22 protein-coding genes are annotated in these 25,228 nt (G+C 67.4%); 6 read left to right on the top strand and 16 right to left on the bottom strand.

All coding sequences use genetic code 11. The annotated features are described in order from the left end of the window. Positions 1–123: 123 nt before the first annotated feature. The gene (locus tag RT456_RS15650; RefSeq protein WP_313347962.1) at positions 124–1,038 is read right to left on the bottom strand and encodes an oxygenase MpaB family protein; all 915 of its coding nucleotides are present in this window, start codon (positions 1,036–1,038) and stop codon (positions 124–126) included. Positions 1,039–1,356: 318 nt separating this feature from the next. On the opposite strand from RT456_RS15650, the gene RT456_RS15645 reads away from it, so the two are divergent. Beyond that, positions 1,357–1,971, top strand: coding sequence for a hypothetical protein (locus RT456_RS15645; RefSeq protein ID WP_313347961.1), 615 nt, complete (start codon positions 1,357–1,359; stop codon positions 1,969–1,971). Positions 1,972–2,063: 92 nt separating this feature from the next. Here RT456_RS15645 and RT456_RS15640 read toward each other — a convergent pair whose 3' ends face one another. The 11 genes from RT456_RS15640 to RT456_RS15590 all read right to left on the bottom strand — a co-directional run bounded on the left by RT456_RS15640 (position 2,064) and on the right by RT456_RS15590 (position 13,666). Further along, entirely contained in the window at positions 2,064–2,837 is a 774-nt protein-coding gene (locus RT456_RS15640; RefSeq protein ID WP_313347960.1) for a LytTR family DNA-binding domain-containing protein, read from the bottom strand. Then, entirely contained in the window at positions 2,827–4,086 is a 1,260-nt protein-coding gene (locus RT456_RS15635; RefSeq protein ID WP_313347959.1) for a histidine kinase, read from the bottom strand. The genes RT456_RS15640 and RT456_RS15635 overlap by 11 nt, the downstream gene beginning before the upstream one ends. A gap of 307 nt (positions 4,087–4,393) precedes the next feature. Next, entirely contained in the window at positions 4,394–6,043 is a 1,650-nt protein-coding gene (locus RT456_RS15630) for a M28 family metallopeptidase (protein WP_313347958.1), read from the bottom strand. A gap of 195 nt (positions 6,044–6,238) precedes the next feature. Further along, on the bottom strand, positions 6,239–7,876 hold the full coding sequence (locus RT456_RS15625; RefSeq protein ID WP_313347957.1) for a CsgG/HfaB family protein: 1,638 nt from the start codon (positions 7,874–7,876) through the stop codon (positions 6,239–6,241). A gap of 19 nt (positions 7,877–7,895) precedes the next feature. Further along, positions 7,896–8,561 (bottom strand): hypothetical protein, encoded by a 666-nt coding sequence (locus tag RT456_RS15620; protein WP_313347956.1) that lies wholly within the window; start codon positions 8,559–8,561, stop codon positions 7,896–7,898. Between the two features lie 67 nt (positions 8,562–8,628). Continuing rightward, positions 8,629–9,729 carry a hypothetical protein gene (locus RT456_RS15615; protein ID WP_313347955.1) on the bottom strand — a complete coding sequence of 367 codons (1,101 nt, stop codon included), beginning with the start codon at positions 9,727–9,729 and terminating at the stop codon, positions 8,629–8,631. Continuing rightward, a complete protein-coding gene (locus RT456_RS15610; RefSeq protein ID WP_313347954.1) occupies positions 9,720–10,919 on the bottom strand; it encodes a hypothetical protein in 1,200 nt (399 codons plus the stop codon). Before RT456_RS15610 ends, RT456_RS15615 begins: the two co-directional genes overlap by 10 nt. A gap of 100 nt (positions 10,920–11,019) precedes the next feature. Continuing rightward, positions 11,020–12,273, bottom strand: coding sequence for an RNA polymerase sigma factor (locus RT456_RS15605; RefSeq protein ID WP_313347953.1), 1,254 nt, complete (start codon positions 12,271–12,273; stop codon positions 11,020–11,022). A gap of 95 nt (positions 12,274–12,368) precedes the next feature. Then, positions 12,369–12,779, bottom strand: coding sequence for a VOC family protein (locus RT456_RS15600; protein WP_313347965.1), 411 nt, complete (start codon positions 12,777–12,779; stop codon positions 12,369–12,371). Between the two features lie 13 nt (positions 12,780–12,792). After that, a complete protein-coding gene (locus RT456_RS15595; protein WP_313347952.1) occupies positions 12,793–13,218 on the bottom strand; it encodes a VOC family protein in 426 nt (141 codons plus the stop codon). Positions 13,219–13,246: 28 nt separating this feature from the next. Continuing rightward, positions 13,247–13,666, bottom strand: coding sequence for a YciI family protein (locus RT456_RS15590; RefSeq protein ID WP_313347964.1), 420 nt, complete (start codon positions 13,664–13,666; stop codon positions 13,247–13,249). A 209-nt stretch (positions 13,667–13,875) separates the two neighbouring features. Between RT456_RS15590 and RT456_RS15585 the strand changes: the two genes are divergently transcribed. Then, positions 13,876–14,250 carry a YciI family protein gene (locus tag RT456_RS15585; RefSeq protein ID WP_313347951.1) on the top strand — a complete coding sequence of 125 codons (375 nt, stop codon included), beginning with the start codon at positions 13,876–13,878 and terminating at the stop codon, positions 14,248–14,250. A 21-nt stretch (positions 14,251–14,271) separates the two neighbouring features. Here RT456_RS15585 and RT456_RS15580 read toward each other — a convergent pair whose 3' ends face one another. Then, positions 14,272–16,356, bottom strand: coding sequence for an NHL repeat-containing protein (locus RT456_RS15580; RefSeq protein ID WP_313347950.1), 2,085 nt, complete (start codon positions 16,354–16,356; stop codon positions 14,272–14,274). A 142-nt stretch (positions 16,357–16,498) separates the two neighbouring features. Here RT456_RS15580 and RT456_RS15575 point away from each other — a divergent pair, with 142 nt between their 5' ends. Beyond that, entirely contained in the window at positions 16,499–18,013 is a 1,515-nt protein-coding gene (locus RT456_RS15575) for a hypothetical protein (protein ID WP_313347949.1), read from the top strand. A gap of 15 nt (positions 18,014–18,028) precedes the next feature. On the opposite strand, the gene RT456_RS15570 is transcribed toward RT456_RS15575, so the two are convergent. After that, the gene (locus RT456_RS15570) at positions 18,029–18,802 is read right to left on the bottom strand and encodes a lytic transglycosylase domain-containing protein (RefSeq protein ID WP_313347948.1); all 774 of its coding nucleotides are present in this window, start codon (positions 18,800–18,802) and stop codon (positions 18,029–18,031) included. A 286-nt stretch (positions 18,803–19,088) separates the two neighbouring features. Between RT456_RS15570 and RT456_RS15565 the strand changes: the two genes are divergently transcribed. The 3 genes from RT456_RS15565 (at position 19,089) to RT456_RS15555 (ending at position 23,294) form a co-directional block, all read left to right on the top strand. Next, positions 19,089–20,687 carry an EAL domain-containing protein gene (locus RT456_RS15565; protein ID WP_313347947.1) on the top strand — a complete coding sequence of 533 codons (1,599 nt, stop codon included), beginning with the start codon at positions 19,089–19,091 and terminating at the stop codon, positions 20,685–20,687. A gap of 352 nt (positions 20,688–21,039) precedes the next feature. Continuing rightward, on the top strand, positions 21,040–22,650 hold the full coding sequence (locus RT456_RS15560) for an ABC-F family ATP-binding cassette domain-containing protein (RefSeq protein ID WP_313347946.1): 1,611 nt from the start codon (positions 21,040–21,042) through the stop codon (positions 22,648–22,650). Positions 22,651–22,922: 272 nt separating this feature from the next. Beyond that, complete coding sequence (locus tag RT456_RS15555; protein WP_313347945.1) at positions 22,923–23,294, top strand: MerC domain-containing protein; 372 nt, start codon at positions 22,923–22,925, stop codon at positions 23,292–23,294. 196 nt (positions 23,295–23,490) lie between these two features. On the opposite strand, the gene RT456_RS15550 is transcribed toward RT456_RS15555, so the two are convergent. Both RT456_RS15550 and RT456_RS15545 read right to left on the bottom strand, forming a co-directional pair. Continuing rightward, on the bottom strand, positions 23,491–24,138 hold the full coding sequence (locus tag RT456_RS15550; RefSeq protein ID WP_313347944.1) for a hypothetical protein: 648 nt from the start codon (positions 24,136–24,138) through the stop codon (positions 23,491–23,493). A gap of 338 nt (positions 24,139–24,476) precedes the next feature. Next, the gene (locus RT456_RS15545; RefSeq protein ID WP_313347943.1) at positions 24,477–25,175 is read right to left on the bottom strand and encodes a hypothetical protein; all 699 of its coding nucleotides are present in this window, start codon (positions 25,173–25,175) and stop codon (positions 24,477–24,479) included. Positions 25,176–25,228: the final 53 nt, after the last annotated feature.

Here is a 25,228-nt window from a genome sequence, read left to right as displayed (position 1 = left end):
GGGACATTCGCCGGAAAGGGTAAGGCGGCCCGGCGCTCGATCCACCGGCAGCCGCGGTTGAGGGACATTCGCAGGCAAGCGCATGGCGGCCCCGCGCTGGATCCACCGGCAGCCGCGTTTACTTCACCAATGCAACAGCGCGCTGGTCGGCACGCCGACGCGCGCGAAGGCACGGGCGGCCACGCCGTCCTGCAGCGCGCGGCGGAACAGCGGCGACATGCCCTGCAGCAGGCGCGCCGAGGCGCGGGCCTGGGTGCGCTGCAATGGCGTGCGTTCCAGCATCTGCGTGGCCCACTCCGGCAGCAATGCCGCACCGGCGCCGAGGAACAACTCCCGCGACAGTCCCGCCATCGGCACCGGCAGACGAATGCCCGACAGCACCGCCAGCACCTCCCGTGAGCGTGCATCGAAACGCAGTACCGGCAGCTGGCGCGCGAAGTACGCCTCCACGTCCGCTTCCGACGCAGGCACACGGGTTGCGCCCAGTGCTTCGGCCACCCGGCGGTACTCGTCGTAGTAGCGGTCGGCAACCGCCTCCGGCACCTCGCGGCAGTAACGCCGGTAGCCCTGCAGGAACCCGTAGGCCTCGGTCACATGCACCCAGGTCAGCAGCGCGGGATCGTCGGCCGAATATGCCTGCCCGTCCGGTGTCTGCCCACGTACCTGGGCGTGGATGCGCTTCACCTTCGCCACCAGCGCATCCACTTCGTGCGAGGCGGCATAGCTGGTGCACGCCACGAAGGCCGTGGTACGGCGCAACCGCCCCACCAGGTCGTCGCGGAAGTTGGAGTGGTCGTACACGCCGGCCAGCGCCAGCGGATGCAGGGTCTGCAGCATCAGTGCGCACAGGCCCCCGGCCAACATGCCGGGAAACTCCGAGTGCACCCGCCAGGTCACGCTGTCGGGCCCGAACCAGCCCGCGTCGCCCAGCGGATGGTCGTAGTCGATTCCACTCTGGCCGCGCGGGAAGGCGCCCAGCACCCAGCGCCGGATCGGTGCGGTGGCGGGACGGGTGAGGCGGTGCAGCAGTGACGACATCGGCGGTTCCAGGCGTACATGGGACCGCGATCCTGCGCGGTTGCGTCAATTCTGCGTGATCTGCGACACCCCGGCCATGCTGTGGGCTGCAATTTCCGGTTGATTGTGCGTCTGCAGCAAATCAGGCGGCGGTTTTTGGACTTTTGCCGGCGCTTTTCAATGTCGCATTGCGCAAAATTTTCCGGCCCTTGCCCATTCAGCAAACACCCCTGCGGCGTTTTGTCGCACTGCCCATTGCCAAGCCCGACGAAAGTGCTAGAACTGAACCCGCCTCAAGTCGTCCAAATGCGCTGCCGTACGTTCCCGAAGGAGCTCGTCATGATCGCTTTGTTCAAAGGGTTGGGTTTACTGCTGTTGGACAACGAGCTGTACACCAGCCCGTTCGAGAAGCAGGTCGCGCATTGGCGTAACAAGAGCGAGCAGCAGATCCGCGAGGAAGTGGCCACCCTGGCCAAAGCCAAGGGCCAGTGGCTCATGGCCTCCATCGTCGGCTGGCAGGCGGCCTCGCTGCTGATCCTGGGCCTGATCGCCAACTACCTGTGGAAGGACGACTTCCATATCACCTTCACCCGCGTGGTCATCATCTTCGGCTCCTGGGTCTCGATCCTGTTTGTGATCTGGTTCATGGCCAACATGTTCGACCACACCGCCGGCTTCGAGCGCTGGATGAAGGCCTTCAACAGCCGCGCCCGCATCACCTCCGACGCCGACAGCGTCGAATGCGTGGCCGAAGCGCTGGACATGGCCCAGCACTATCCCGAAGTCCTCGATTACAAGCAGGCCGTCAGCGCCAAGCGCGAGCTGCGCCACGAAGACATCCGCATCATGCGCGAGATCGGCCGGATGAAGCAGCACACCGAACTGGTCGGCCAGCTCAACCATGTTGGCGAGCAGAACAGCGGCCACAACCTGCATCTGCAGCCCGCCTTCTAGGGTAGCGCCGGCCACTGGCCGGCTGCGAAAAGGGGGGGGTCCCAATGCCACCGTGAGCGATCACGGTGGCATTGTCTTTGCAGCGCACCGCGCTACATGCCGCGGAACAGGCTCATGAACGGCTGGCTCACGCTGAGCACTTCGGGCCGCTGCTTCAGGCGCAGCTGGCCACGCCCGGTATCATCGCGGGTCACCGCCGCCACCGCCGTCATGTTGACGATGGTCGAGCGGTGCACCTGGCGGAAGCGCTGCGGGTCCAGCACCTCCAGCAGTTCGCGCAGCGGCGTGCGCAGCAGGCTTTCGCCCTGCTCGGTAACCACCGTGGTGTACTTGCTGTCCGCACGGAAATAGACCACGTCCTCCAGCATGATCAGCTGCGTATCGCGGCCGTTGCTGGCGGTGATCCACGCCAGCGGCGGCGCTGTCGAATGTGCGGCGGGCGACTGGCCCAGGCGCTGCAGCAGCTGCTCCAGCATCGCGTTGTCCGGCCGCCCCACCTGCATGCGCGCCAGGATGCGTTCGCGCGTGGCCAGCAGCCGTTCGTCACTGACCGGCTTGAGCAGGTAGTCGATCGCGCCCTGCTCGAACGCGTCGATGGCGTACTGGTCGTAGGCGGTCACGAACACCACCTGCGTGCGCGGGCTGATGTCAGGCAGTGCGCGGGCAACGTCGATGCCGCTGATGCCCGGCATGCGGATATCCAGCAGCGCCAGGTCGGGCTTCAGCTCGGCCAGCCGCTCCAGCGCGCTGGCACCATCCTCGCATTCGGCCACCAGCCGCAGTTCCGGCCACAGCCGCTGCAGCTGGGCCACCAGCGACTGGCGCAGCAGGTCTTCGTCTTCGGCAATGAGGGCATCAAGCTGCATGGATCGCCTCGCGTGCGTCGCGCGGCAGGGTGATCGTCGCCGCCACGCCGCTGGGGAAATTGGACACGATCGCCACCCCGGCGCGGTCGCCGCAGGTCAGGCGCAGGCGTTCGCGCAGGTTCTTCAGGCCGATCCCGGTACCGCTGCTGCCCTGGCCAAAGCCCAGCCCATCGTCGGCCACGGTGAGGGTGACATGGTCATCGAACGCGCGCGCGATGATCCACACCGTGCCACCGCCGGGCTTGGGCTCCAGGCCGTGCTTGATGGCGTTCTCCACCAGCGTCTGCAGCGCCATCGACGGCAGCGGCAACGTGTCGAGCGCCGGTGGCACATCGACCTGCAGCGACAGCCGCGCGCCCATGCGGATCTTGAGGATTTCCAGATAGGCCTTCGTGCGGTCGAGTTCGACCCCCAGGGAGGACATCGATTCGTCCACGCTGGGCAGCGAACTGCGCAGGTACTGGATCAGGTGCCCCAGCATCTGGTCGGCGCGCGGCGGGTCGGTGCGCGTCAACACCTGTGCATTGGCCAGCGTGTTGTAGAGGAAGTGCGGTTCGACCTGGGCGTGCAGCAGGTTCAACCGCGCCACCGACAGTTCCTTCTCGATCGCGGTCTGTTCGGCCGCGGCCTGTTCATCGCGGCGCTGTTCGGCCACGCGGCGGGTGATCGCCCGGCTGACCGCTTCGGCGTTTTCGTAGTTGCTGCCTTCATCCACTGCCAGCAGGTCGGCCCAGATGCCGGCATCGGGCTCGAACACCAGGGTCACGCTGCTGGTGCCCTGCCCCGGCGTGACCGTGGCCAGCACGCTGTTGCGCTTGATCGCCAGCCGCGCCGGCAGGTTCCAGCGCGACGGCGGGCGCCCGTTGTAGGGGTCCACACGGCGCACATAGGCGCGCACCTGCAGGCTGCCGGCGGCGCTCTCGATGTCTTCCACGCGGGGCAGCTCCTTGACCGCCCGTTCGACCAGGCTGAAGGCCGCGCCGGCGTCCATCGGCAGCTCGATCTGGCGGCGCTGGCGGCTGGACAGGGTGGCGGCATCCAGCCGCCCGGCGATGATCTGAACCCGGCGCAGGTGGGTGATGCAGCTGCCCAGCGCGGTGACCATCAGGAACAGCGCCAGCAGGCCGAATACCCAGCCGGGGCCCTCGTCCATGCCGTGGAAGAAGCCACTCCAGACGAACCCGGCCACGACGATCGCCGCGGCCCAGGCCAGCAGAATGCGGAGAATCAGGGAAAGGCTGGCGAACACGGCGGTGTCTTCACGATGGGATGGTGTGAGGATAGCCCTGCTCGGGAAGGGCACAAGCGCCGTGCGATGGAAGCCGGGAAAGCGGGGATGAAACGGCGCCGGGACGGCGCCGGGGTGTCGGGCGCGGCGTGGACACGCATGGCGTGTCCCTGCGATGGGGCCGGAACGCCGCTGCGGCCGGGTTTCCGGGTCAGCGTAGCGACACGCCATGCGTGTCCCACGTAAAGCCCGGGTGATATCCATCCACCACGTCGCCGCAACCTTCCCCAACGCCCCCCCCGCCGGCGGTGCCGGCGGGGGGGGTCGATCACTTCCGATCAGCAGCCGATGCGTCGCGCGGGCCGCGGAACTGCGAGTCGTCGCTCCAGTTCGGCCAGGTGCGGGCGTTGGCCAGCTGGTTGCCCAGCGTGTACAGCACTTCCAGGTCGCGCGAGGCGCCGGCGAAGGTCCAGTCCGGCTGCCACTCGTCGCCCTGCTGGTGGTAGCGCTTGGCAGTGTAGTCATCCGACGCCTGCTTGCCGGCCGCCACGCCACCGTCCACCCAGTCCTGGCCCGCCGAGTACGACACCGCCGGCACGCCGCGCTTGGCGAACGGGAAGTGATCGGAACGGAAAAACAGGCCCGCTTCCGGCTTCGGGTCCGGCGTGTAGCGGATGTCCCACCCCTTGGCCACGTCCTTGAGCTGGTCCAGCAGTTCCAGCTTGGCCGAACCGTAGATGCCGAAATCGCGCGACGGACCGAACGGCGCCATGCCGTCCATGTTGATCACCGCGACGGTCTTGGCCAGCGGATACAGCGGGTGGCTGGCGTAGTACTCCGAGCCCAGCAGGCCCTTTTCCTCGGCCGTCACGGCCAGGAACAGCACCGAGCGCTCCGGGCGCTTGCCCTTGGCAAAGCCACGCGCAAGTTCCACCAGCGACGCGGTGCCGCTGGCGTTGTCCAGCGCGCCGTTGAAGATGGTGTCGCCGTTGGCGTCCGGCTTGCCCACGCCGATGTGGTCCCAGTGCGCGCTGTACACCACGGTCTCGTCCGGGTGCTTGCTGCCTTCCAGGCGCGCGGCGACGTTGTGCGAAGTGATCACCTCGGTCTTCACTGCGTACTTGGCCGACAGCGTTTCGCCCTTCAGCTCCACCGGCTTGAAGTCGCGGCGCTGCGCCTGCTGCTTGAGCGTGTCGAAGTCCTGCCCGGCGCGCTTGAACAGCTCCACCGCCAGATCACGCTGGATCCAGCCTTCCAGCAGCGGGTGCGCCTCGGCCGGATTGTCGCGGACCACGTCGAACATGGTGTTGGTGTTGGAACCGGCCACCGTGGCCCAGCCGTACGAGGCGGGCGCGGTTTCGTGCACGATCAGCAGGCCCAGCGCCCCCTGCCGGGCCGCCTCTTCGTACTTGTAGGTCCAGCGGCCGTAATAGGTCATGCCCTTGCCGTCGAAGCTGCCTTCGCCGGTTTCGAAGTCCGGGTCGTTGATCAGCACCACGCCGATCTTGCCCTTCAGGTCCACGCCCTTGAAGTCGTCCCAGTTGCGCTCCGGCGCGTTCACGCCGTAGCCCAGGAAGACCAGCGGTGCGTTCTTGATGTCCACGTCGGTGGCACCGTTCATCGCGGCGCGCACGGCGATTTCCTTGCCCTGGCTCAGGGCCTGCGGCTTGCCCTTGCTGGCCAGCGACAGGCTCGGCGTGCCGACGATATCGCCCTTGCGCAGCGGAACCGCCTGGGTCCACAGACGCTTGCCGTCCTTGAGGTCACCGCCCGGCTGCAGGCCGGCCGCCGCGAACTGTTTGCTGAGGAAGGCGACGGTCTTCTCTTCGCCGGCCGTGGCGGGCGAGCGGCCCTCATAGGCGTCGGAGGCCAGTTCCTTGACGTCGGCGGAGATCCGCGCGCCATCGAATTTCGGCGTCGCCGCCATCAGGGCGCTGGACACCGACAGTGCCAGCACGCTCAATACCACTCGCTTCATTGCTCTCTCCAGGGCAGGGACATCATCACCCGATGATACCCATTCCCGGCGTGCGCCGACTGCGGCGCTCCGGCACGACCCACGGTCGCGCCCTCCCGGCGGTACTACCTTGCCCTACCGGCGGTACGCGGCCACAGCGGGTGGCTGCGCGATTCCCCGGTAGCTCACGACCGTTGGTCGTGAGCGCTCGTCACATCACCAGTTCGGATCTTCCGCAGGCGCGGCAGGCTTGGCCGCCGCCGCACGCGCCGGCTTCGGCTTGGCGGCGCCGGTGCTGCCGGTTGCCGCAGCCGCCGGCTTCACCGCACCCGCCAACTGCCGCAGCTCGATCGAGCCCGGCTTGAAGTTCGCCCCGCCCAGGTCCGCGCCGCCTTCGATGGTGCCGTAGGAGGTCTGCGCGGCCACACGGTCCACGCGGATCGTGCAGCACGGGGTTTCATTGCGGCCCAGCGAACGGCCGGTCTGCGGGTCCTTCAGTTCCTCACCCAGCATCACCGCCTGCCAGCGCTGCCCGGCCTTGAGCGACTCACCGCCCTGGCTCAGCACCACCTGGTCGCCGGTCATCGACACCACCGACACCGGGAAGATACCGGTGATGATCGCGGTGCCGATCTGGCCCGACAGCGAATCCATCATCGCCGCCGCCATGCCTTTGCCATCCACCGTGCGCGGCAGCGTGCTCGGGCCGGTGGAGGCCAGCTGGTGATCGAAACTGTCGGACATCACCACCTCACCGGTGGCCGCGTTGATCAGGCGCAGGGTGATGCGCCCGCCGCCCGAGTACGAGGTCACCTGGCGGTCGGACATGCGCAGGTTGCGCACGCTGCGCGGGTATTCGAAACGCTCGATGGTGGGAATCAGGATCAGGTCGGTGGCCAGCTGCTGGCCCAGCCGCGCGGTGTCCTGCAGGCGCACGTTGCCGCTGTTGATGTGGTCGATCTCGGCCTGCATCTCCTCGCCGAACTCGCGGTCGAGCACGATGAACCGCTTGGTCTGGGTCAGCGTGTCGTTCAGGCGCGCGCGGATCGCCGCGGCCACGTCATCGCTGGCCACGCGGCCATCGCCCACCGCGTAGGTGCCACTGCGCACGTGCGGCTGGGCCACCACGATCTTCGGGCGGCCCTGCTCGTCCGGCGCGCGGTACTTGGCAATCTCGGCGCGCACGCGCACCTTCCAGTAGCTGCGCATCGTACGGCGGTTGACATCGGATTCGAACGACTGCGCGCCGCGCTTGGCGTCCACGCTGGCCTGTTCCTTGTAGCTTTCCTTGATGCTGGCCGATGCGGAACCACCGCCACCGGAAGCCTCGGCCTGCGCCTGCGCCGAGCCACTGGCCGAGGCAGACGCCGAATAACTGTAGCCGGCGTCGCTGGCGCGCACGCGGGCAATCACTTCCTCATCCAGCTGGTTCACTTCTTCCTGCGAGAGGATCTCGTAACCCAGCACCGCGCCCTGCGACGCGGCAATCATCTGCTGGGCGAACGCGTCGGCGCGGATATCGCCGACGTGTTCCCCATCCACGTCCACATGCAGGCCTGCACGCAGGCTCTGCATCTGGCTGGCCACGCGCACGCCATTGACCTGTGCCACTGCCGACTGCAGCGCTGCCAGCACCGCCAGCTCCGGCGTACTGCCGATGCCGTCGGCCTCGCGCGCCACCTTGGTGGTGCCGCCGAAATCCGGCGCGCCGCGCAGCGGTTGGTCCGCCGCCGGTGCTTCCAGCTTCGATTCGGCCTTGGGGGCGGCTGCCTCAACCGGTGCCTCCTGCTTGCCGCAGGCGGCAAGCAGGGTCACGGTGAGGGCCAGGCTCAACAGTCGGTATGAGGTCTGCATGCGTGGCGTTCCTTGTCGATTACAGGCTGTCGAGCATCGACTCGGCGTTGCCCGGCACCTTGATCTTGCTGGCGCGGGCGAAGGTCAGCGCCGCCTTCGACGAGGAGTACAGACCCTTCAGGTAGCCCGGCGATTCCTTGGCAACCCATGCACCGGCCGCCAGCTTGCGGCCGACGGTGGCCAGCTGCGTGCCGCTCAGGTTCTTCATGCCGCTGGCGAAGTTGCTGGCTTCACCGCTCAGCTTCTGGCCTTCGGCAGCCGACGCGACCAGCGCGATCAGGCCCTGGGAGTAATGCTGCTTGGACTCGGCGCTGAGCTCCGGCTTGGCCGCCACGCGCTCATCGATCGCTGCCTGGGCGGCTTCGCTGACCGACACCGACTTCTTCATGGCATCGACGCTGACCGAACCCGACGACAGCGCCTGGCGCTCGGCTTCCAGCAGCTGCACCTGCTCGGCCAGGCCGAAGGCCTTGGCGAACGAGGACTGCGCGTCCAGCGAATGCGACTGCGAGGACACGAAACGACGCACCAGCGCTTCCTGCGCGGCTTCGTCCGGGGCACCGGCCGACGCGGCCGAGGCGCTGTTGCCGCCACCGGCCAGGTCCTTCAGCTTGCCGAACTGCGCCTGGGCGGGCGCGGCGAAGGTGGTGGCGATGGCCAGTGCGATGAGGGTCTTGCGGATCATGATGTGATTCCTTGTAGAAAAAACGGTAGGTACCGACCGTTGGCCGGTACGCATGACGGTCGTGCGCTTAACGCACGGCCTTGACGTTCAATTCGTTGATCATCTGCTGCGCACCCTTTTCGGCCGCGATCTGCAGCGCGTTGGTGCGGGCCACGGTCTCGTTCGGACCGGTGCCGGAGAACTGCACCGGACCCACCGACGACACCGTCTTCGGGAAGCGGCCGCTCACGTCCAGCACCTTGCCGGTGACGGTGACGAACACGCGGGTGTTGCCGCTGACCGGATCACGGTCGCGCATGCCCACGTCCAGCGTGCCAACCGCCAGGTACGGAATGTTGGCGGCCTTGATGCCGTTGGCGGTGTCGCGCAGGGTGGCCGGCGACAGATCGTTGCCGGTGCTGAAGTCCTTGCGGATGCGCTCGATGCTGAGCAGGCCGCGCGACTCGCCTTCCACGTATTCCGCTTCCACCACTTCATAGCCGGCCGCGCTGAAGGCGCCGGTCATGGCGGTGTTCACTTCATTGGCGTTGGCAACCTTCCAGCTGATGTTGTCACTGCGCGCGGTGGTGCTGCCACCGGAGGTGACCGACACCGACGCGTTCTGGTTGATGCTGCCGTTGGTGCTCACCGAGTTGCCACGGAAGCTGTCGCCTTCGCGGGTCTTCTCGTCATAGCTCTGGCTGGCGTCGACGCGGCGGTATTCCTTGTCCTGGAACGACTGCACGGTGTCCTGCGAGCGCGCCATGAACAGGAAGGTCAGCAGCGAACGCTCGTTGCTGCGCGCACCGGCCGTGGCCGAACCGGCGTCCAGCTTGGTCTGCAGCAGCGTGGTGTTGATTTCGGCGCGGACGCTGACGGTGTAGGTCTTGGCCTTCTTGTCTTCGGTGTCCGACAGCGGCACCGCCGACAGCACGTAGCGGTCGATCTCGCCAATGAACTCGGCGCGGCGCGCCTCGAACAGGCGCAGCTTGGCCGCACCGGATTCGGCGATGTACGCCTCCAGTGCATTGACCTTGGCCTTGTTCAGGGCCTGGGCGCGGGTGTCGGCACTCAGGCGCAGGCCATAGCTGGCCGAACCGGTGCCGCGGGAGCTGGCGGTCTGCGCCGCCACGGGCGCGGTAACCATCAGTGCAATGAGAATCAGCAGTACGGCACGAATCAACGGCATGACTTGATCAACTCCTGGAGGGCTTGGGTCTGTTGCTGCAGCGGCTTGCCGCCGGGCTTCTGTTCGTCCAGCCAGGCGCGCGAATCGGCACGCTTGGCGGCGGCGCCGGCGAAGGCGTCCAGCCCGGCCAGCACGGTTTCGTAGCTCGCCGACCACTGGTCCACATGCCACTGCGTCGCCGGGACCACCTTGGTGGCGCCCTTGCGCAGCGGCTGGTCGAAGAACACCTTGCCCGAGAACGGCTCCACCACCGTGGCCTGGAAGAACGCGCCGAACAGCATCGTCTTCATGGCCGGGGTTTCATTGATCACGCCGTTCTTCAGCGCATCCAGGCGCAGCTTCACCACGTAGTCCGGCTCGGGAATCTTCAGCTGGTAGACCTTGCCGTCGGCAAAGCGCGCGGCCATCGCCCCGCCGATCGCCTGGCCGCTGGCCGGCGGCAGCAGGCCGATCCCGGTGTTGGACGACAGCGTCTTGGACAGTTCATGGGCCAGCGTGGCGCGCAGCACCTTCGCATCCACCTCGTCAGGCAGTTTGGCCTGCACGGCATCGGACAGGGTCACCTCGCCCACCTGCAGGCGGCGGGTCGACGCAGCCGGCAGCTGCGCCTTGGCCAGCGTATCGGCCAGCACCTGCGGCAGGCCGGTAGCGGCCTTGCCATAGAGCAGGTCGGCAACGATCGCGTCGATATCGTCGTCGTCCGGCAGGTACTCCATCACGTCGATGCGCTGCAGCGTGATCGGGTAGGACGCCACCACCTGGCGTTCGCGGAAATCGAAGAACAGCGCCTGCAACGCCACTTCCACCAGCAACTTGTACTGGCCGCCGATCGGCTCCACCGAGACCAGCTCGCGGTCCAGGGCGGTGGCCAGCACCGTGGCGCTGGTGGTGCCATCGAGCATGGCCAGCGGCTGATCGATCAGCTGCAGGCTGGCCGGGGGCTGCGCCTTCAGGCGTGCCCACAGGGCCTGGTTGAGCGGGGCCAAGCCGCGGCTTTTCAGCACGGCGGCCGCACGCGGGGTGCTGGCTTCCGCTGCGCTCTGGTCAGCGGTGTAGGCAAAACCGGCCCAATAGGCCTGCTGCGACTTGTCGGCGGCCTGTGCGGTACCGGCGAAGGCGGCAGTACCGGCGAACACAAACGCGCACAGCAACAGCCACGCTCCACGCGCGGGCTTCTTCCCTGAAAACATCGTTCCCCGTTCCTTCTTGGCTGGACGCCGGCGGACGCCGAGTCACTTTTATGAATGCGCCACAATAGACCCTGATTGCGACTCAATCAAGTCAAAAGCGTCACTTCATCCCGGCGCGCGCCCGCAGCAGCAGCCGTTCCCGGGGGTTGGAGGTCAGCCGCGCGGCGCGTGCGAAAGCCTCGGCAGCTTCGGCGTGCCGCCCCAACTGCGACAACAGGTCGCCCTGCACCGCAGCCAGCGGCGCGTAGTCCCGCAGCCGGGCATCGTCGGCCAACTGCTCCACCAGCGGCCATGCCACCGCCGCACCTTCCGCACGCGACACCGCCACCGCACGGTTGAGTTCCACCACCGGCGAGGACTGCACCATCGCCAGCCGTGCATACAGCCCGGCCATGCGTTCCCAGTCGGTGTCTTCCGCGCGCCGCGCACTGGCATGGCAGTCGGCAATGGCCGCCTGCAACACGTAGCCATCATCGCTGCCGCCCAGCGCCACGGCCTGTTGCAGCGCCGCCTGGCCGCGCGCCACCTGCAGGTGGTCCCAGCGCGTGCGGTCCTGCTCGGGCAGCAGGATCGGGTTGCCCTGCGCGTCCACCCGCGCGGCCGCGCGCGAGGCCTGCAGTTCCATCAGCGCAAGCAGCCCGTGTACCTGCGGCCATGCGGGGAGACGCTGCTGCAGGACCCGGCCCAGCCGCAATGCCTCCTCGCACAGCGCCGGGCGCATCCAGTCATCCCCACTGCTGGCCGCATAGCCTTCATTGAAGATCAGGTAGACCACCGCCAGCACCGAGCCCAGCCGCTCGGGCAGTGCCGCCTGGCGTGGCACCTCGAACGGCACCTGCTTCGCTGCCAGGGTGCGCTTGGCACGCACGATGCGCTGGGCGATGGTGGGCTCCGGCTGCAGGAACGCGCGGGCGATCTCGTCGGTGCTCAGCCCTCCCAGCAGGCGCAGGGTGAGGGCCACCCGCGCATCGGCCGACAGCACCGGGTGGCAGGCCACGAACATGAGCCGCAGCAGGTCATCGCCGATGTCGTCCTGCAACGCATCGCTGTCGTCGGGCAACGGCAGCGGTTGCGGTTCCAGTTCGCTGCCCCACTGCGCATGCTGGCCGGTCACCCGCTGGTGCTGGCGCAGCACATCGATGGCACGATTGCGCGCAGTGGTCATCAACCACGCTCCCGGATTGTCCGGAACGCCCTGCTGTGGCCAGCGCTCCAGCGCGGCCAGCCAGGTGTCCTGGGCCAGTTCTTCGGCACGCCCGACATCGCCGCCCAGCATCCGCGCCAGGCGTGCGATCAGGACCGGCGACTCCATGCGCCAGAGGGTCTCCAGTCGTTGCGTCAGCGCGGCATCCATGCGGTGAATGAGAGCATCCGTGACCGCGCCGCACAAGCGGCGGTACGGTCCTGGGCGGCGGTTGACCGCCCTTGGTTGCCGGCCAGCGGCCGGCACTACGTCGGTTCGCCGTCCATGTGTGCCACTTCCCAGAGATGCCCGTCCGGGTCTTCGAAGCTGCGCTGGTACATGAAGCCGTAATCGCGGGCCGGCGTCGGCTCGCTGCCGCCGGCCGCCAGGACCTTCTCCAGGGTGGCGTCCACCGCGGCGCGGCTGGGCGAGGACAGCGCGAGGATCACCTGCGCCTGCCTGCGTGCGTCGCCGATGGGCCGGTTGATGAACGTGGCGAAGAACGGTTCCAGCAGCAGCATCAGCATGATGGTCTCGCTGATGTTGAAGGACGCGGCCTTGTCATCGGTGTAGGTCAGGTTGGGGGCGAACCCGAGCGCGGTGAAGAACGCCTTGCTCCTGTCCAGGTCGCGGACGGGCAGGTTCACGAAGATCATCTGGGGCGTATCGGACATGATGGGGTTCCTGTGCTCAATAGGGCTTCATGCAGTTGACCATCCACGGCTTGCCGTAGCGGTCTTCAAGCATGCCCCAGCGCTTGGCCCAGGACGTCTCGCCGATCGGGAACGTCACCTTGCCGCCTTCGGACAGCGCCTTGAATACGCGTTCGGCCTCTTCCTCGGTCTCCACGTCGATGTTGATGGTGGTGCTGCCCTGACCCGGAGACGGCGGGCCATCGGCCGCCATCAGGATCGCGCTGCCCACTTCCACCTGGCTGTGCGCGATCAGGTTCGGATCGGCCGGGCCGGGGTTGTCACCGCAACCCTCCATGCCCTCGCTGGGTGGCATGTCGCTGTACTTCGTTTCCGAGGTGACGGTGCCGCCCAGCACGCCGGCGTAGAACGCCATGGCCTCGTGGGTCTGGCCGCTGAAGCTCAGGAAGGGAATCAGTTTCATGGAATTCTCCAGGGGTGTGATCAAAGAGTCAGTCGGCCTGGCCGATCTGGTCGCGCAGACGTTGTTCCCGCGCACGTAATTCGGGCGTGAGGGCATCGCCATAATCGTCCACGGTGTAGAACGGACGGATCTCCACCACGTCGCCCGGAAGGAACGGGGCGCGCTTGAGCCATTCGGTGGCCTCATCCAGCGAACGCACCTGCCACAGCCAGAACCCGGCCACCAGCTCGCGGGTTTCGGCGAACGGGCCATCCATCACCTGCGGTGCCGCGCCGGTATAGGCGACCCGCCGGCCATGCCGGCTGGGCCGCAACCCATCGCCCGCCAGCATGATGCCGGCCTGCACCAGCTGCTCATTGAAGGCCCCCATGTCCCTGAACTGCGCCTCGGTGGGCAACTGCCCCGCCTCGGTGGCCTCGGTAGCCTTCACGATCACCATGACTTTCATCGGCATGTCCTGTCCACGGACCCGGTTGCCGGGCCCTTCACTGGTTACGACGCGCCAGTGGAATGGAAATCGACACGCCTGCCAAAAAATTTTCCGATGCCGACATCGGTTGGCAAGAACGGCCTGAACAGGCACGCGACGCTGCACTGCAACAGCCCCGTCGCGCGGGCTGGGGCATCATGGCGACCCCCGCCCCCGCTGGAACGGCCATGCAATTCCTGCTGCTCATCTACATCGACGAAGGCCTGCTGCAGGCCCTGCCGGCCGACGAATACGACACGCTGATGCGCGGCTGCCTGCAGCACGCCGACGCACTGCAGGCGCAAGGCACATTGGTCATCGCCCAGCAGCTGGAGCCGGTCACCCAGGCACGCACCTTGCGCACGCGCCAGTCGCAGGCCCGCATCACCGACGGCCCGTTCGCCGAGACCCGCGAGCTTCTCGCCGGCTTCAACCTCATCAACGCGGCCGACCACGACGAGGCCATGCGCATCGCCCAAGGGTTCCCGTGGTCCCGCTACGGCAGCATCGAAGTGCGCCCACTGGCCGACATGGACGCCGAGCGCCAGCGCGTCGGCGCGTAGGGGCGGGTGTAGCTCGAGCCATCAAGGCAACAAGGTGACCTTCAACTCGCGCACCCCCACCCCCTCGTTCCCGCTGTAATCGCGCACACTGGCGCGGATGATGTAGTCCCCTGCCGGCAACGCATCCGGCTGCCAGCGCCCGGTGTCCACCCGCCCATCGCGCACCGTATTGGTCGCCAGGTAGCGGAAGCGCGTCACCGCGCTGCCATGCACCGTGATGCCGCTGTCCGGCGCATACGCCACCACCGTGGCGCTGTTCTCGCGCGGCATCCGGTTGAACACGATGTTGAAGCGCGGCTGCTCATAGCCCGTCAGCGGCGTGCCCGCCGCATCCAGGATCTGGTACCCCACCTGGTACGCACCCAGGCGGCGGCGTGGCAGGTTGCGGTCCACCTGGTCCCACGCCTCCACCACGATCTGCACGCCCGGGCCCTGCCGCGGCACCGCCACGCGACCGTCTGCCCCTGGCGTCATGGGATGGTCCGCATCATCCAGCAGCGCCACCTCGGTGATGCGCGGCGCGAACGTATCGGCATATCCCACGAAGCCCAGCGCCACCGCGTTGCGCTGGAAGCCGCCGGCACCCACGCTCAGGTGCACGTGCGCCATGCGGTTGATGCTGCCCAGCGGTTCACCGGCCTTGAAGCGCGTGCCACGACGCACCCGCACGCGCTCCAGCTTGCCATCCAGGTCCCGCAGCTGCGGCCAGCGCGTATCGAACGCGCGGTCGCCCGCATCGCGGCCTACCTTCATATGGATGTAGCGCAAGCGATCCAGCGACAGTCCTTCGGCCTGCCCGCCGAGCGACCAGCTGGGGAGCGGGCTGCTGACCTTGCCATCGGCAATCGCCAGCACCGTCTGCCCCACATCGCCACGGATATCGAAGCCGTCATGCAGGTGGTGGCGGCTCTCGCCACTGAAGGTGCCGCGCACTTCGCCCAACGTGCCAACCACTTCATGCCAGCCCAGCTGCGGGGCAAGCGGCCAGCGCCCACCGGTATCGGGCAGCGCGGCATCGGGCGCGGGGCCGACCAGCGCCGGTGGCGGCACGGCACCGGCAGCCAGCGCGCGCAGCCGGTGCACGCGGTACGACGCCGCATCCGACAGGTACAGCCCGCCCTCCGCATCCAGCGCCAGCCCGCCCGGCCGCGAGAACCGCGGTTGCGACGCCACGCCGGTAAGGTCCAGCACGTGCCCAAGCGCGGACAGCTGCACCACCTTGCCGTCGAAATCGCTCACGTACACCACGTCGTCATGCGTGACCGCCAGCGCCAGCGGCCCGTTGATGACGCTGCCCTGGGCCAACAACGTATCCACCGTACCGTTCGGCGCGAGCCGCCGTATCGCCCCGTTGAACAGGTCGGCAACCAGCAGGTTGCCGTGCGAATCCAGCGCCAGTGCCACCGGTGTATCCAGCCGCGCCCCCACGCCCGCGCCGTCCACATTGCCGGGCGCGTCGCCACCGGCCAGCGTGCGCACCTGGCCATCGGGATCGATCACGCGGATGCGGTCGTTCCAGGTATCGGCCACGAACACGCGTCCGCCGGCATCCACCGCCACGCCCATCGGTCCGTTGAAGCGCGCCTGCGCCGCCGGGCCATCCGCAAAGCCGGCACTGCCATCGCCGGCAATCGTGCTCACCGTTCCGTCGGTGCCAATGCGGCGGATCACATGGTTGCCGGTGTCGGCCACGAACACCGTGCCCGCCGCGTCGATGGCGATCGCCGACGGCGTGTTGAACTGCGCCTGCAGCGCCGGCCCATCCCGCCAGCCCTCCCCCTGCCCGGCCAGCGTGTCCACGCGCCCGTCCGGGTAGACGCGGCGGATGCGGTTGTTGTCGCCGGCATCGGCCACGTACAGCACGCCTTGTCCATCCACGGCCAGCCCATACGGATCGGCAAAGCGTGCCTGCGCACCCGGACCGTCGCGCCAGCCACCCACGCCGTCGCCGGCCAGCAGGCTGATCTCCGGCGTCCAGCCCAGCGCCGTGGCGACCGGTCCCGGCGGCGCGGTCGGCGCGGCCGGCTCGCGCAGGAAGGTCCAGGCCAGTGCCGCCGCCATCAGCACGGCGACCAGCACCGCCATCGCCCATCGTCCACGCGTCATTGCTTTCCTTGCCTGCTACCTGTTCGGGACACGACCTTAATCGCTCGCCGCCGCGCTGCAAACCCTTGCGCGATGGGCGCCGCTTGTGCCGATCCGTCGTTCCGGTTTCAATCAACGCCTACGCCAAGGAAGGAAACACCGCATGCGCTGCCGTTCCGGTACTGCTTTGATCGTGTTGCTGTCGCTCTGTGCCGCGCCCATCGCCGGCGCCAACGCGGCCGGGCACGGCAGCGTCGATGTCGCCCAGGAAGCGGCCCTGGCCATCGGGGGTTACCAGGACGCACTGGATGCCGCCACCGAGCAATGGCATCTCGGCGACACCTCGGGCGCACTGATCGCCTTCGAGCGCCTTCTCGCCGATCCGCGCCTGTCCATGCTCGACCCCGCGCGGCGCAGCGACACCTGGCTATCGGCCGCCATCGTGGCCGGGCAGCAGAACCAGCAGGCACTGGCCGAAGAACGACTGCAGACCGCGCTGTCGATCAATCCGCGCAACGCATTGGCGCGTCTGACGCTGGCGGGCAATCAGCTCGGCGACAAGCAGGTCGATGCCGCTGCCGACAATGTCATCCTTGCCCTGGACAACACCGAGGGCACGGCCGAACTCGACAAGAACATGGTCTGGCATCTGGACCGGTCGTTGAAGGATTCCCCGGCAAGGCGCCGGGCGTTGCTGCAGGCCCTGTTCGACCACGGCTGGAAGAGCGACGGCATCGAGCCGGCATCCTTGTGGGTGGCCCTGGCCACGCTCCAGTTGGACGCCGGCCAGCAGGACAAGGTCGCGGCCACGCTGGAGCGCGTGGATGAACCCCTCGCGCTGGTGAAACTGCGCAGTGACAGGCGCTTCGACCGTTACGTGCAGCGCAGCCGGTCGCGCTTCGATCCCGAGGCGTCGGCACAGCGCCATATCGACCGGCTGCGGGTGGAAACGATGCTGTCGCCCGGCATCAATGACGTGGCGGTCCAGCTGAGCTACGCCCTGCTGGTTGCCGGTCAGCCACAGGAGGTCATCGGCATGACCCAGACGCTGGCCGATGTCGCAGCGAAGTCCACCACGCAGCCGAGCGAGGCGCAGGCACGCTCGGTGGGCTGGATGCTCGACGTCCGTGCCCGCGCCCAGCGCCAGCTCGGCCAGAGCGACGCGGCCGTCAACACCCAGATGCTGGCCGTCCGCATGGCCGAGCCAAGTGGCCTGTCCGACCAGCAGTTCGGCCTGGCCCATCTTTACATCTCACTGCATCGGCCGGCGCTCGCACGCCAGACCGTGAAGGACCTGGGCGACCTCAACGCCTACGGGGAAGCTGCCCGCCAGCTGATCGAACTGGTCGCCGCGCTGCAGCTCAAGGACGCCGCAGCCGCGCAGCGCGCGCGTGACGCCCTGTTCGCCCGCCGCGACGATGCCACCGCCCATTACATGGCCGCGCTGGTCGCCGATGGTCGTCTCGATGCGGCCGCTGCCGTGCTGGCCACCCGGCTGGCCGATCCTCTTGAGCGCGGCGACGCATTGCTGGAGCTTCAGGAATTGAGCATCTCACCGCTGCTGCCCGGCGAGCTTGAAACGCACGCCCGCTGGGAGCAGTTCGTGCAGCGTGCCGACGTCAAGGCGGCCGTGCGTCGGGTCGGCCGCATGGACAGCTATGCGCTGTACAACGAGTAGCGCGTGCGCCTGCGCCTAGCGCGCAGGCGTTTCCACCTTGAACCCCATCGCCTCGCGGTAGCGCACGTACAGCGCGCTCACTTTCTCCACGTAGGCCAGCGTTTCGGCATAGGGTGGCACGCCCTTGTAGCGCGTCACCGCACCGATGCCGGCGTTGTAGGCCGCTGCGGCCAGCGTGCGGTCGCCCTTGTAGCGTTTCAGCAGTGCCTGCAGGTAGCGCGCGCCGCCGTTGATCGACTGCTCGGCCGACAGCGGGTCGGCAACGCCCAGCTCGGTGGCCGTATCGGGCATCAGCTGCATCACGCCCTGCGCGCCCTTGGGCGACACCGCACCGGCGTCGAAGCCGCTTTCGGCATGGGCAATCGCGCGCAGCCAGGCGTCTTCCACCCCGGTGGCACGCGCGGCGGCCTTGAACTGTTTCGCATGGCGGTTGAGCTGCGGCGCGCCCACCTTGCCCAGCCCCTCGTGGGCCGGCTCGCCGGGCGGCGTGGACACCGTGAACTTCAGGAAGACCCGCGACCCGGGCAGGTTGCGCGTGGAGTAGACCAGCTCGCCATCCTGCTCACGCTCGTACAGCGTGCCGCTGAACACCCCCATGTTGCCCCACAGGTTGGGCGCCTGCACCGTGTTGTCATCCACCTGCTGCGGCGTGCATTTCGAGCCCGGCTCCGGCGCGGTGGCCAGGCTGACCGTGTTGCCCTGCACGCAGCGGTACACCGTGCGCGCCGCCGCCGTACCGGGCAGCAGCAACGGCAACAGGGCCAGCAAGGCAGGCAGGAAGGGCTTCATGGCTCCGGGGCCGCAGCGCGCGGCCAGATCGTGGGGTGGCGCGATCATCCGGCGCAGGGCGCGAACCGCAGGTGAATCCAGCCGGGGCCGGCGGCGCCGCCGCACGCCTCGTCGGCTTCACCTTGCCAATGCGACCTGATGCCGACACTGGGGAAAAGCCGACAGGAATCTACATGAAATCCTGTTCCCATTGGCCGGTCCAGATGGTGATATAGCGCTCACCCATGCATCGGCGGCCCTTCCTCGGTTGCCTGCCTCCCACGCCCAGCCAGGAATCGAGGTCAGCTTGAAGCGCGCCCGTACCATCGCCGCCATCGTGCTCGCCGCCCTGCTTGGGGCGGCATTGCCGATCCTGGTCGTGGTCTTTTTCACCTGGAGCCGCGGCCAGGATGCCGAACAGCAGCGCCTGCACCAGACCGCCGAACGCACCCTGCAGCGCGCGAACCGTGCCTACGAGGCCGGGCTGCTGGCGCTGCGCAAGCTCAACCAGGCCCCGGTGGCGGGGTGCTCGCCGGAGCACCTGCGGCTGATGCGGAGCCTGGCCCTGACCACCAACTCGGCCGAGCAGGTCGGTTACTTCGAGGACGGGCGCCTGCGCTGCACCTCGTGGGGCATGACCGAGGACGTCATCGCCGAGCCCTCCCCGGACCACGTCACCGCCGACGGCGCCACCCTCACCCTCGGGGTCCGCCCGGTCGCGGGTGACAACGCCTCCCTGCTCGCGCTGCAGCTGGGCCGCCACGACATCCTGATGGACCCGAACCGCTTCGTCGACGTCATCACCGATCCCAACGTCCGCCTTGCCGTGGCCACCCCTGACGGGCGGCTCATCGCCCAGCAAGCGCTGCCCGACCAGGACCTGTTGGAGGAGTTGCTGCGCGAGCCACACGACGGCAGCACCGCGCGCAGCCGGTATGCCACCGCGCAGGACCAGGAATGGCTGGCCATCGCCGTCGCCCCGCGCACCGGGCTGCTCACCAGCTTCCGGCAGCACGGCCTGCGGCTGCTGCCGCTGGGCGCGTTGGGCGCGGCGCTGGCCGTTGCCGCGGCCCTATGGTTGTCGCGCCGGCGCCTGTCGCTGCGCAACGAACTGGCCAGCGCCGTGCGTCGCCGCGAGTTCCGCATGGACTACCAGCCCATCATCGAGCTGGACACCGGCATCTGCGTAGGCGCCGAAGCCCTGGTGCGCTGGTCGCGCGCCGACGGCACCCAGGTGCGTCCGGACCTGTTCATTCCGGTGGCCGAGGAAACCGGCCTGATCGAAGCCCTGACCGACCACGTGATGGACCTGGTGCTCAACGACATGCGCGAACTGCTGGTCCACGACCGCAGCGCGCACATCGCCATCAATCTTTCCGCAGGTGATGTCAGCAGTGGTCGGGCCCTCAAGGTCCTGTCCGGCAAGCTCGTCGGCACCGGCATCCATCCACAGCAGCTCTGGCTGGAAGCCACCGAACGCGGCTTCATGGACATCCAGGGCGCCCGCACCTCGCTGGCCGCCGCACGCCGCGCCGGGCACTGCGTCGCCATCGACGACTTCGGCGTGGGCTACTCCAGCCTGCAGTACCTGCAGCAGCTGCCGCTGGATGCGCTGAAGATCGACAAGTCCTTCATCGATTCGATCGGTACCGACAGCGCCACCAGCCCGGTCACCTCGCACATCATCGACATGGCCAAGACGCTGGGCCTGTTCACCGTTGCCGAGGGCATCGAGACGTCGGCGCAGCTGGCCTACCTGCAGTCGCGGCAGGTTGAATTCGGCCAGGGCTGGTTGTTCTCCCGCCCCTTGCCGGCACCCGAATTCGTCGCCTTCCACGAGCTGCGCCGCAAGCAGTACGGCAAGGCCCCCGAAGACATGCGCAACCCCAACAGCATCGAAGAGTAGAGCCACCCCGCGCCCCATGACCATCGGGCGCCATTCCCCTGGACGCGTCGCCACGCGCCCGGGCCTGTCCGCATCGGCAAGGGGCATGGTTTTGTCGGGTGTCTGCTCTTCCATCAGACAGCGCAAGCCCGCCATCGAGACAGCCACCCATGGGGTGGCTCTACGCCGCAGGCGACGCGCTATTCAACCGTTCATCGCTCCACGCCACCCGCACCCTATACTCCCCCCGCGGCATCCAGCCGCCCCCGTGATGAGGTATGCCTGCATGCGCCATTGATGCCGCCGTCGTTTGACGGCCAGTCTCCTTCCCGCCCTGTCCGCAGGGGGAGTCGTTGGCATCCATGGAGGTCGCATGACCGCATTTTCCCTCACGCTCGACCGCGTGACGTCCACCCTGCCCGACGGCCGGGTGTTGTTCTCCGAGCTTTCCGCAACGTTCGACACCACCCGGGTTGGCCTGGTGGGCCGCAACGGCGTGGGCAAGAGCGTGCTCGCCCGCCTGCTCGCCGGGCACCTCGCACCTGCCGCTGGCCACGTGCAGCGGCAGGGCCACGTGCACCTGTTGGCCCAGCACAGCGGCGTCATTCCTGGACGTATCGCCGACCTGGCGGGAGTCGCCCCGCTGCTCGACGCACTGGCCCGGATTGAAGCCGGCCACGTCGACCCGGCCGACTTCGCCACGGTCGGCGATCGCTGGGATATCCGCGAACGGCTGCACGCGCAGTGGCAGCGCCTGGGTCTGCCGGCACTGGATCCGGCACAACCCGCCGCACGCCTGAGCGGCGGCCAGGCCATGCAGGTGGCATTGGCGGGTGCCTTGCTGTCCGACGCCGACGCACTCGTTCTGGACGAGCCCAGCAACCACCTGGATGCCGCGCATCGCCAGCGCCTGATCGACGCCCTCGCGCAGTGGCGCGGTGGCCTCATCGTGATCAGCCACGACCGTGCGCTGCTGCGCCAGATGCAACGCATCGTCGAACTCGGTCCCGCCGGGCTGCGCAGCTACGGCGGCAACTACGACCTGTATGCAGAACAGAAGCAGGCCGAGCAGAGCGCCGCCGAAGCAGCACTGCTCCTGCGCAAGCGCGAGCGTCGCCAGGAGCAGGCCGCGCTGCGCGAACAACGCGAGCGGCTGGAGCATCGCCAGTCACGTGCGCAGCGCGACGCGCGTACCGCCAACCAGGCGCCCATCCTGCTCGGTGGCATGAAGAACCGCGCCGAGCATAGCGCCGGACGCATGCAGGCCCAGCAACTCGCACGCCGTGCAGTGGCCGACCAGCGCGTGCGCGATGCAGCGGCAGACATCGACGACGCCGTCCAGATCGCCATGCTCGGGCCCCGGCTGGCCGCACCTGGCCCGCAGCAGGTCGCCGAGCTTTCCAGCGTGCAGCTGCCGTGGGTCCAGGCCCCGTGGCAGCACATCGACCTGCGCATCCAGCGGGGCGACCGCATCGGCGTGCGCGGCCGCAACGGCAGTGGCAAGTCCACCCTGCTGCGCGTACTGGCTGGCGAGCTGACGCCGCTGGCGGGCCAGGTCAACCGCGCGGCCAGCGTCGCCCTGCTCGACCAGCACCTGTCCGCGCTGCCTGCGCACGAGACTGCGCTCGGCCTGTTGCAGCGGGCCAACCCACCGGCCAGCGAAGCCAGCCTGCGCACCCAGCTGGCCCTGCTCGGGCTGGACGCCGACCGCAGTCTGCGTCCGCTGTCCACGCTCAGTGGCGGCGAGCGGGTCAAGGCCGCTCTGGCTGCAGTGCTGTACGCGCAGGCACCACCGCAGTTGCTGGTGCTCGACGAACCGGGGAACCATCTCGACCTGCCATCGCTCACCGCCTTGGAGCAGATGCTCAACCAGTACCCAGGCAGCGTAGTAATCGTCTCGCACGACCAGGCGCTGCTCGATGCCCTGCAGTTGACCCACCTGCTGGATGCAGACGAGGACGGCTGGCAGCTGCGCCGCCTGTGACACGGATGACGCCGATAACGCCGACGACGCCGGCGTCAGCATGCGGCCGACCCCCACCCTGTGGGGGTCGGCGGTGCAACTGCAGATGGTGCTCTCCCTGACGCCTGACGCCTGACGCCTGACGCCTGACGCCTGACGCCTGACGCCTGACGCCATCAACGCTGCGCGTGCTCCTTCGGCCCGGCAATCCCCCATCCAGTCAGGAAGGCGAAAGGTTCGACGCCCACTCAAATGTTACTCTATAACACTTCGAGTTCCTGACCCCCGCGCCCATGAAGACCACCTCCGCCCTGCTCGACGCCGGTGCCATTGCCCTTTCCAGCCTGTGCCTGCTGCACTGCCTGGCCCTGCCGCTGCTTGCGGCCGCATTGCCGCTGATGGGTGTCTGGGCCGAGGCCGAATGGGTCCATGTGCTGTTCGTCGCCATCGCCGCACCCACCACCGGCTTCGCCTTATGGCGCGCCCATCGCCAGCAGCGGCTCCCCGCCGCCGCGTTCCTCAGCGCAGCCACCGGCCTCCTGCTGCTCCTGGCAGGCGCCGCAGGGTGGCCCACCCACGACGCCGAAACCCCCATGACAGTGGCAGGCAGCCTGCTGCTGGCCGCCACCCACCTATGGAACGCCTGGCGCCGCCACCGCCACTGATCACTGACACATCCAGCCGTGCCGCGCTCTGCTTGGCCGAGGCGCCGACCATATGTTCGCTGGAGCAAAAGCAGCCACTCCCCAAGGATGTCGCTGGCAAACGCCGTCAGGATGCGCCGGCGATTCCCTCATCGAAATAGCGACAGCCGGTCCTGCGGCGTATTGCCTTACCAAAGATGGGACGACAAGCTCAACACTACGGGCGCACTGAAATCGTGCCAGTGTCGTACCCGCAAACCCTTGGAACGCAGGCATCCAGACGGCTTGAAAGGAAGCCAGGGCCGTGTGCAAGGCAAGCTACGCCGATGAAACGCTGGACGTTGAAGGCACCCCCAAAGTGATGCACCCAATCCAGGCGGCAGCGGTTGTCCACCACCAGGAACGCCTTGGCTGCTCCCGCCTGACTGCTGCGAAACTTGACTTGGCCGTGAGCCGAAAAATTGATACCTGAGGGGACAGAGCCGGAAGGTGCCGTAGCAATCACCGAGTCCAGTGTCCTCTCACCTGCAGCTTGACCACAGACCCATGCACTGGAAGCCCCTTCAAACGTGGTTTCCCCATCCTGATCGGGCTCCATGCCCAATGCGTTGCAGTAGGCCCAGTGATACGCCTTGGTATCTTCACTCTGCTCTGTGTACCTGTACCGATAGTTTGCGTCACCGATTCGATCGAGCCGCTGCTCTACGTCCACGAACCCTCCTTGAAAGTCGTCCAGCACGCTAGTTCTTACAACCACTTCGTTGCCGTAAAGGTCCCTTTCAAACCTATCCGCAGCCGCGTCCCGAGTTGCCGCGTGCGTGGAAAATGTAGCCACCATGGCTATCGCCAGCATTTTCATTTTCATCTTCCAGTTTCCTCGTACGAATGGAGTACGAAGCTTGCATCGGAGGAACCGGATCCGTTGTGCTTCACCTCAAGGTACGGACCTGCCCCTAATCATTGTTCTGATAGAAGCTGACGCAATTCGAAATTCCCACAAATCGCGGCAGAGCCGAGACAGCGTCACCGCAGGAGACGGCCACAGGGACAGCGCCCTGCTGAGCGTTGCCTGCCGGCAGCCTTTCAATCCACCGAACGCCTGTTCTCACCGAGCGGCATCCATTACGACCAGGCCATTGCCATCGCCGTCGTGGGCCTGGCTCTACGGCGACGGCAAACGCCTACCCAGGCGACGTCAACCACCTACTGCCTCACTGAGATCGTCCCACGGTCGCTTCCACAGAGACGCGGTACGCAGCCCTCCATACCCGTCGTCAGGAAGCGCGAATCATGCGCAATGCAGTTGACGCGTGCCTCGTGGTTTCCGGAGAAAGGGGTCGAGTAGTGCCTGGACACGTCGGTTCTGCATCGCTGATCCACATGTACGGAAACCTTCATGGAGCCCGCTTGGCTGCTTTGGTAGCTTACATACCCCATTGCGAGAAAATTGACCCCGATTTGCGTAGTGCCTGATGGGGCGCGAGCCGTTACGAAGTCCACGCTCCGATCCTGACCAGTCACCGAGGACTGGGCATCGGAAGGCTGTTCACCGACCTCATGCAGCTCAACGTTACTGCAGTGCCACCCCGCAGCCTCGGGCGTGAATGTGACCTCACCACCGACGAACGGGTCAAGCCCTGATTCCGCACAGTAAGACCGATGATAGGCTTTTGTCCTCTCGTCCTGCTCGTCGTACTCATACCGAAGGTTTCCATCTGCATCCACCTGGAACCTCTGTTCAACTTTCACCATGCCACTCTTCGACTCAGGCCATAGTGCGCTTCGCACAACGACCCTGCTCCCAGCGACGTCAAACTCCACCCTGTCTTGGAAAACTTCCTGCTCTTCAGCGTGCAACGAGAACGGGATGACCATTGCAATCATCAAGAAAGTGCCCTTCATCATCGGACTCAACCTGTAGCCATTGGAGACTTCAGCCTGGCTTGGTTTGATCG

The organism is Stenotrophomonas sp. (assembly GCF_032099025.1).
Taxonomy (GTDB): Bacteria; Pseudomonadota; Gammaproteobacteria; order Xanthomonadales; family Xanthomonadaceae; genus Stenotrophomonas.
Note: the sequence above shows the minus strand (reverse complement) of the source record. Positions and strands in the feature narration are given on the sequence as shown.